This window comes from Kitasatospora sp. NPDC059973, assembly GCF_042737525.1.
Lineage (GTDB): Bacteria > Actinomycetota > Actinomycetes > Streptomycetales > Streptomycetaceae > Kitasatospora.
This window is the reverse complement of sequence record NZ_JBHWUI010000249.1, coordinates 1-8,360: the sequence shown is the minus strand read 5'-3', so window position 1 is coordinate 8,360 and position 8,360 is coordinate 1. Positions and strand designations below refer to the sequence as shown.

The 8,360-nt window shown below is 72.5% G+C and carries 4 protein-coding genes and 1 pseudogene; 1 reads left to right on the top strand and 4 read right to left on the bottom strand.

The window, feature by feature from the left end; all coding sequences use genetic code 11:
• Positions 1-760: pseudogene (locus tag ACFWA9_RS36645) on the top strand (hypothetical protein); the annotation flags it as partial.
• Between the two features lie 75 nt (positions 761-835).
• On the opposite strand, the gene pyk reads toward ACFWA9_RS36645, so the two are convergent.
• The 4 genes from pyk to glgB form a co-directional block, all read right to left on the bottom strand.
• On the bottom strand, positions 836-2,263 hold the full coding sequence (pyk, locus tag ACFWA9_RS36640; RefSeq protein WP_380393453.1) for a pyruvate kinase: 1,428 nt from the start codon (positions 2,261-2,263) through the stop codon (positions 836-838).
• Positions 2,264-2,357: 94 nt separating this feature from the next.
• A complete protein-coding gene (locus ACFWA9_RS36635; RefSeq protein ID WP_329489655.1) occupies positions 2,358-3,572 on the bottom strand; it encodes an acetate kinase in 1,215 nt (404 codons plus the stop codon).
• Positions 3,569-5,740 (bottom strand): phosphate acetyltransferase, encoded by a 2,172-nt coding sequence (gene pta / locus ACFWA9_RS36630; protein WP_352289438.1) that lies wholly within the window; start codon positions 5,738-5,740, stop codon positions 3,569-3,571. Before pta ends, ACFWA9_RS36635 begins: the two co-directional genes overlap by 4 nt.
• Positions 5,741-5,975: 235 nt before the next feature.
• The coding region (gene glgB / locus ACFWA9_RS36625) for a 1,4-alpha-glucan branching protein GlgB (protein ID WP_380393450.1) at positions 5,976-8,360 on the bottom strand (2,385 nt) is incomplete at its 5' end.

Genomic DNA, 8,360 nt, shown 5'->3' with positions numbered 1-8,360 from the left:
CGCCGCGCCCGCGCCGTCCGGCGCCACGACGCCCCCGGCCGCCGGGTCGGGGACGCCGAGCCCGGCGGCCACCACGCCGGGCGCCAAGGCGAGCACGCCGGGTGCCAAGGCGAGCGGCAAGCCGTCCGCGGGTGCGAAGGCCACCGGGTCGGCCGCGCCGTCGGGCCCGGCCACGCCGTCCGCCTCGGGCACGCCGACCAAGGACCCGAACTGCCTGGTCCCGATGAAGGGCCTGGCCGCCGGGGAGAAGACGGACAACGCGATCCTCGTCCCGGACCAGAACTGGACCCTGCAGACCAGCCGGCTGACCCTCAACCACGCCGTCCTGATGGGCGTGGTCAAGGTCCAGACGCCGACCGGCACCAAGCGGGTGCTGAAGTTCGTGGTCGACAGCGTGGACATCGAGAACCTCGACATGTCGACCCTTGAGGGCAACGGCAAGACCTTCCACGTCAAGGGCGCCCCCGGCTCGGTCTCCACGATGCGCAAGGGCCCGGTCACCATGTACGTGGAGAAGCTCTCCGGCCACCTGTCCAAGGTGCTCGGCCTGCCGATCCCGATCGACCTGGGTGAGCTCACGCTGACCCCGGACGGGCCGCTGCCGCAGTGGCTGTACGACCTGATCGGCAAGCTCGAACTGCCGCTCTGGCTGGAGATGACCGGTGTCACCGCGGTCCAGTCCGGCCAGTTCGGCGGCACGCTGAAGATCCCCGGCATGCAGCTCTACAACGACGACAAGCCGTACGTCGGCAACCAGTAGCGGCGGCGAGAACGCCCGTGGGGCGGCCCCTCCGACGAGAAGGGACCGCCCCACGGGCGTGTTTCCGGGCGGGTGCTACGCGCTCCGGGTGCCCAGGTGGTGCACCTGGACCATGTTGGTGTTGCCGGGGACGCCGGGGGGCGAGCCGGCGGTGACGATGACGGTGTCGCCCTCGTCCAGCTGGCCGATCTTGAGCATCTCGCGGTCGACCTGGGCCACCATCTCGTCGGTGGAGCCGACCTGCTCGGTGACGTGCGCCTCGACGCCCCAGCTCAGCGAGAGCTGGTTGCGGGTGGCGTTGTCCGGGGTGAACGCGATCACCGGGATCGGCGAGCGGTAGCGGGAGAGCCGGCGCGCGGTGTCACCGGACTTGGTGAACGCGACCAGCGCCTTGCCGTTGAGGAAGTCGCCCAGCTCGCACGCGGCGCGGGCGATCGAACCGCCCTGGGTGCGCGGCTTGCGGCCCGGGTTCAGCGGCTGGAGGCCCTGCGAGAGCAGCTCCTCCTCGGCCTTCTCGGCGATCCGGCTCATGGTGCGGACCGTCTCGACCGGGTACTTGCCGACGCTGGACTCGGCGGAGAGCATGACCGCGTCGGTGCCGTCCAGGATCGCGTTGGCGACGTCGGAGACCTCGGCGCGGGTCGGCCGCGAGGCGTGGATCATCGACTCCATCATCTGGGTCGCGACGATCACCGGCTTGGCGTTGCGGCGGGCCAGCGTGATGAGCCGCTTCTGGACCAGCGGCACCCGCTCCAGCGGGTACTCGACGGCCAGGTCACCACGGGCGACCATGATGGCGTCGAAGGCGAGGACGATCTCCTCCATGGCCTCGACGGCCTGCGGCTTCTCGATCTTGGCGATGACCGGCACCCGGATGCCGACCGCGTCCATGACCTCGTGGACGTCCTTGATGTCGTCCGCGTTGCGGACGAAGGAGAGGGCGACCATGTCGACGCCCAGCTCCAGGGCGAAGCGCAGGTCGTCCTTGTCCTTCTCGGACAGCGCGGGCACGTTCACGGCCGTGCCGGGCAGGTTGATGCCCTTGTTGTTCGAGAGCACACCGCCCTCGACGACGACGGTCTTCACCTGCGGGCCGTCGACGCTGACGACCTCCAGGGCGATGACGCCGTCGTTGATCAGGATCGGGTCGCCGGGCTTCACGTCGCCCGGCAGGCCCTTGTAGGTGGTCCCGCAGATGTGCCGGTCACCGGGGACGTCCTCGGTGGTGATGATGAACTCGTCACCGTTGTCGACGGTCACCGGACCGTTGGCGAAGGTGGCCAGACGGATCTTGGGGCCCTGGAGGTCGGCAAGGACGCCGATGGCCTTGCCGGTGTCCTCCGAGACCTGGCGGACCTTGTGGTACCGCTCCTCGTGGTCCGCGTGGGTGCCGTGGCTCATGTTCAGTCGGGCGACGTTCATGCCCGCCTCGACGATGGCCTTCAGCTGTTCGTAGGAGTCCGTCGCCGGACCCAGGGTGCAGACAATTTTCGCTCGGCGCATATGGATCAGTCTATCCGTTCGTGTTATAGGTGCATTCGGCACGAAACGTGAGGAATCGTCGACGAAGGATCCCGAGGGGCGAGACGACGACGGCTCAGCCCCCGGACCGCCGGTGCACCAGGGCGAAGGCCTGACGCGCGATCTCCAGTTCCTCGTCGGTGGGGACCACGGCGACCGCGACCCGGCCGTACGCGGGCGAGATGATCCGGGCCTCGCCGGAGCGCACCGAGTTCAGCTCGGGGTCCACCGCGATGCCCAGCTCCTCCAGGCCGGCGGTGGCCGCGGCCCGCACCGGAGCCGCATTCTCGCCGACCCCGGCCGTGAACGCGATCGCGTCCACCCGGCCGAGCACCGCGTAGTAGCCGCCGATGTACTTGCGCAGCCGGTGGACGTAGGCCCGGAAGGCCAGCTCGGCGTCGGCGTCCCCGCCCTCGGCCCGCCGCATGATCTCGCGCATGTCGTTGTCGCCGCACAGCCCCAGCAGGCCGCTGCGGCGGTTCAGCAGGTCGTCGATCTCGTCGATCGAGAGACCGCCGACCCGGTGCAGGTGGAACACCACGCCCGCGTCGATATCACCCGAACGAGTGCCCATCACCAGGCCCTCCAGGGGGGTCAGCCCCATCGAGGTGTCCACGCAGCGGCCCCCGGAGACGGCCGAGGCGGAGGCGCCGTTGCCCAGGTGCAGGACGATCACGTTCACCTCGGCCGGGTCCTTGCCGAGCAGCCGGGCGGTGGCCCGCGAGACGTACTGGTGCGAGGTGCCGTGGAAGCCGTAGCGGCGCACCCGGTGCTCGTCCGCGACGGCCTTGTCCACCGCGTACCGGGCCGCGTACTCGGGCATCGAGGCGTGGAAGGCGGTGTCGAAGACGGCGACCTGCGGCAGGTCCGGGCGCAGCGCCCGGGCCACCTCGATGCCGGTGATGTTGGCCGGGTTGTGCAGCGGCGCGACCGGGATCAGCCGGCGGATCTCGGTCAGCACCTCCTCGGTGATCACCGTCGGCTCGGTGAACCGCAGCCCGCCGTGGACCACCCGGTGGCCGATCGCGGCCAGCTCGGGGGAGTCCAGCCCGGTGCCGTCGGCGGCCAGCTCCTCGGCGACGGCCTTCAGGGCGGCGGAGTGGTCGGGGAAGACCTGGAGCGCCTCGCGCCGCTCGCCGGAGCGCGGGGCGTGCACCAGCCGGCCGTTCGCCTCGCCGATCCGCTCGACCAGGCCGGAGGCCAGCCGGGCGCCGTCCAGCATGTCGATCAGCTGGTACTTGACCGACGAGGAGCCGGCGTTCAGGACCAGGACGCGGGTGCCTTCACTCATGCCCGGACTCCTTCGGTGCGGTCCTGCGAGGGGGTGGCCGGGCCCTGCGGCCCGCCGTGCTCCTGCGACTGGATGGCGGTGATCGCGACGGTGTTGACGATGTCCTCGACCAGCGCGCCGCGCGAGAGGTCGTTGACCGGCTTGCGCAGCCCCTGGAGGACCGGGCCGACCGCCACCGCGCCGGCCGAGCGCTGGACCGCCTTGTAGGTGTTGTTGCCGGTGTTGAGGTCCGGGAAGATCAGCACGGTGGCCCGGCCGGCCACCGGCGAGCCGGGCAGCTTGGTGGCCGCGACATGGGCGTCCACCGCCGCGTCGTACTGGATCGGGCCCTCGACCAGGATGTCCGGCCGCAGCGCGCGGACCAGCTCGGTCGCCTTGCGGACCTTGTCGACGTCGGCGCCGGAGCCGGAGGTGCCGGTGGAGTAGGAGAGCATCGCGACCCGGGGCTCCACGCCGAACTGGGCGGCGGTGGCGGCGGACTGGATGGCGATGTCGGCCAGCTGCTGGGCGTCCGGGTCGGGATTGACCGCGCAGTCGCCGTAGACCAGCACCTTGTCGGCGAGGCACATGAAGAAGACCGAGGAGACGATCGCGGCGCCCGGCGCGGTCTTGATCACCTCGAAGGCGGGCCGGATGGTGGCGGCGGTGGAGTGCACCGCGCCGGAGACCATGCCGTCGGCGATGCCCTCCTGGACCATCAGGGTGCCGAAGTAGCTGACGTCCGTGACGACGTCCAGCGCCAGCTCCACGGTCATGCCCTTGTGGGCGCGCAGCCGGGCGTACAGCTCGGCGAACTGGCGGCGCAGCGGGCTGGTCGCCGGGTCGACGATCCGGACCTGGGCGCGGTCGGCCGCCGGGTCCTCCGGCGGGAGGTCGATGCCGAGGGCGGCGGCCTTGCGGCGGACGGTGTCGGGGTCGCCGAGGAGGGTGAGGTCGCAGATGTTGCGGCGGAGCAGCACCTCGGCGGCGCGCAGCACCCGTTCCTCGGCGCCCTCCGGGAGGACCACGTGCCGGCGGGCGCCCCGGGCCCGCTCCAGCAGCGCGTGCTCGAACATCATCGGGGTGACCCGCTCGGACCGGCCGACCTCGATCCGGTTGGTCAACTCGGCCGTGTCCACGTGGAGTTCGAAGAGGCCCAGGGCGATCTCGGCCTTCCGCGGGCTGGCCGAGGTGAGCTTGCCCTCCAGATGGGTCAGGGCGGCGGCGGTGATCCAGCTGCCCTCGGGGACGACCGCGACCGGAGTGCCGGGGGCCAGCCGGGCGGCCAGCGCCATCACGTTCGGGCCGGGGTGCTGGCCGAGCGTCAGCAGCACGCCGGCGATCGGCGGGGCGCCGGCGGCGTGCGCGGCCAGCGAGCCGATCAGCAGGTCGGCGCGGTCCCCGGGGGTGACCACCAGGGCGCCCTCGGTCAGCGCGTCCAGGAAGGTCGGCAGCATGGCGCCGCCGAAGACGAAGCCGCGGACGTCCCGGGCCAGCCCGGCCGCGTCCCCGGTCAGGACCTCGGCGCCGGTGGCCTCGACCAGCTGGGCGACGGTCGGCGCGGCCAGCGCCGGCTCCTCGGGGATGACGTACGCGGGGATCGGCAGCTTCTCGCCGAGGGTGCGCTGGATCCGCTGCTTGGCGCCGGGCGCGACCCGGTTGGCGACCATCGCGAGGGTCTCGCAGCCGAGGTCGGTGTAGGCGCGGTGGGCGTTGCGGACCTCGGCGATCACCGCCGCCGGGTCCTCGGAGTGGCCGCCGACCACCGGCAGCACGGCGGCGCCGAACTCGTTGGCGAGGCGGGCGTTGAAGGCCAGCTCGTCGGGGATGTTGGTGTCCGCGAAGTCGGTGCCCAGCACCAGCACCGCCTGGCAGCGCCGCTCCAGCGCCCGGAACCGGTCGACGAGGGTGGAGACCAGCTCGTCCTGGCCCTGGGCGGCCTGCAGGGCGGCCGCCTCCTCGTAGGTGAGCCCGTACAGCTCGGCGGTGGGCAGGTCGACCCGGTAGCGGGTGCGCAGCAGCTCGACGACGTGGTCGGAGCCCCGCTCGCCGGGCGCGTGCGCGTGCACCAGCGGCCGGAACACCCCGACCCGGTCCACCTGGCGGGTGAGCAGTTCCATGACCCCGAGTTCGACGGCCTGCCGGCCGTCCCCTCGGTCGATCCCGGTCACGTACACGCTGCGCGCCACGTGGGTCTCTCCGTCCCGTCGTCTCAGAGGATGGTCATATCGACCATACCTTCGCACCGGGAACGGACGTCCGCGAGCAGAGGGCCCCGGCCGGGGCAAGGGACGAAGGTCACGTCGGGGCGGGCCGGGGGCCAGCCCGCCGACGGGTTGGAGCCGCGGTGGCCCCCGGCCTCCGGCGGGGAGCCCGGGGGCCGGTCGGTGCCGGGCACGACGGCCCGGCACCGACCGGGCGCGCTCAGGCCGGGCGGAGCCAGACGGTGGCGAGGGGCGGCAGGACGAGTTCGGCGCTGCGGGGCTGGTCGTTCCAGGGGACGGACTCGGCCTTCACCGGATGGGAGTTGCCGACGCCGGCGCCGCCGTACGTCTCGGCGTCGGTGTTCAGCACCTCCTCCCAGAGCTGCTCGCGGCCGTCGAGGGCGGGCAGGCCGACCCGGTGGCCGTGCCGCACGACGGGGGAGAAGTTGCAGACCGCGACGAGCGGGGAGCCGTCGGCGGCGTACCGGACGAAGGAGAGCAGGTTGTCCTCGGCCGCGCCGCCGTCCAGCCAGCGGAAGCCGTCCGGCGTGGTGTCCTGCTCCCAGAGCGCCGGGGCGTCGAGGTAGCGGCGGTTGAGGTCGCGGACCAGCCGGCGCATCCCGAGGTGCTCCCCGGCGGCCGGCCAGGACTGCTCGTCGAGCACCCACCACTGCGGGCCCTGCTCGTGGTCCCACTCCGACCCCTGGGCGAACTCCTGCCCCATGAAGAGGAGTTGCTTGCCCGGGTGGGCCCACATGAAGCCCAGGTAGGCGCGCTGGTTGGCGCGCTGCTGCCACCAGTCGCCGGGCATCTTGGAGACCAGCGCCTGCTTGCCGTGCACCACCTCGTCGTGCGAGATCGGCAGCACGTAGTTCTCGGAGTAGGCGTACACCATCGAGAAGGTGATCTCGTTGTGGTGGTACTTGCGGTGCACCGGCTCCTTGGACATGTAGACCAGCGAGTCGTGCATCCAGCCCATGTTCCACTTCAGGCCGAAGCCCAGGCCGCCGCTGTCGGTGGGCCGGGTGACGCCCTCCCAGGCGGTCGACTCCTCGGCGATGGTGAGCACGCCGGGGCAGCGCCGGTAGACGGTGGCGTTCATCTCCTGGAGGAAGGCGGCCGCGTCCAGGTTCTCCCGGCCGCCGTACTGGTTGGGCGTCCAGGCGCCGCCCTCGCGGGAGTAGTCGAGGTAGAGCATCGAGGCGACGGCGTCCACCCGCAGGCCGTCGATGTGGAACTCCTCGCACCAGTACACCGCGTTGGCGACCAGGAAGTTGCGCACCTCGGTGCGGCCGTAGTCGAACTCCAGGGTGCCCCAGTCGGGGTGCTCCGCGCGCAGCGGGTCGGCCGGCTCGTACAGCGGCTCGCCGTCGAAGCGGGCGAGGGCGAAGTCGTCCTTGGGGAAGTGCGCGGGCACCCAGTCGACGATCACGCCGATGCCGTGCCGGTGCAGGGTGTCGACCAGGTGCCGGAAGTCGTCGGGGCTGCCGAGCCGGGCGGTGGGGGCGTAGTAGCCGGAGACCTGGTAGCCCCAGGAGCCGCCGAAGGGGTGTTCCATCACCGGCATGAACTCCACGTGGGTGAAGTTCAACTCCTTGAGGTAGCCGGGCAGTTCCTCGGCGATCGCCCGGTAGCTGGTGAGGTCGGGCCGCCAGGACGGCAGGTGCAGCTCGTAGACCGACATCGGCGCCCGGTGGTGCGCGGCGCGGGCCCGGCGCTCCATCCACTCGTCGTCCTGCCAGCGGTAGGAGGAGGAGGTGACGACCGAGGCGGTGCCCGGCGGGCACTGCGCGGCCCGGGCCAGCGGGTCGGCCTTGTCGAGCACCCAGCCCTGCCGGGTGTGGATCTCGTACTTGTACTGGGTGCCCTCGGCCAGGCCCGGGACGAACAGCTCCCAGACGCCGGAGGAGCCGAGCGAGCGCATCGGGTGCGCGGTGCCGTCCCAGTGGTTGAAGTCCCCGATCAGCCGGACGCCCGCCGCGTTCGGCGCCCAGACCGCGAAGGCGGTGCCGGGCACCCCGCCGACGGTGCGCACGTGCGAGCCGAGGGCCCGCCAGAGCTGCTCGTGCCGGCCCTCGGAGATCAGGTGCAGGTCCAGCTCGCCGAGGGTGGGCGCGATGCGGTAGCCGTCGTGCTGGCTGAGCGGCTCGCTGCCGGGGTAGCTGACCAGCAGCCGGTAGTCGGGCACCTCGGTGCCGGCCAGCAGGCCGGTGAAGAGGCCGTTCTGCTGGTGGGTGAGTTCGGCGGGGCCGTGCGCGGTCTCCACCACCACCCGCTCGGCGAACGGGCGCAGCACCCGGATCGCGGTGCCGCCGTGCACCGGGTGGGCGCCGAGCAGGCCGTGTGGGTCGTGGTGCATGCCGCCGACCAGCCGGTCCACCTCGCTCGGCGGCAGCGGTGCCTCGGGCAGCCGCAGCGCCCCGGGCGGGGCGGCCGGTCCGTCGGGGAGGCCCTCCGGGGTGGCGACGGGGGCGATGGGGGCGATGGGGGCGGCGGGGGCGGCAGCGGCAGGGGCGGCGGGGGTTCCGTCAGGGGCGCTCCCCGCGGCGTCTCCGGCCGCGTGGCCGGCGGTGTTGCGGGCCGGGTCCGTGGCCGCGTTCGTGGC